General features: G+C 54.1%; 1 protein-coding gene. It reads right to left on the bottom strand.

Features of this window, described 5'->3' with window-relative positions:
- Positions 1 to 255 (bottom strand): hypothetical protein (locus ACO0LH_RS28685; RefSeq protein WP_422944560.1); only part of this gene is annotated, 255 nt, incomplete at both ends.

A 255-nucleotide genomic window follows, 5' to 3' on the forward strand; every position in this document is an offset into this window, starting at 1 on the left:
AGGGACAGATCTTGTACGCCAGAGCCGTCAGCTGCTGCGCCGGAGGTGTCGATACGGTTCAGACCGCCATTAGCACCAACTGTGGTGGTGTCAAAGTTGATGAAGCCGCCAACTTTGCCTGCACCTGTTGCTGTACCGATAGTGACTGTGCCTGTATGGGAAGCAACGCTACCCAGGGCTACGGTGTTGTTTTCAGAATCAGCATCAATGATGGTGACGTTTTCAGACGCGCCTGTGGTCAGGGTGACGTTGAAA

The sequence above is a fragment of the Undibacterium sp. TJN19 genome (genome assembly GCF_049339485.1).
Lineage (GTDB): Bacteria > Pseudomonadota > Gammaproteobacteria > Burkholderiales > Burkholderiaceae_D > Undibacterium.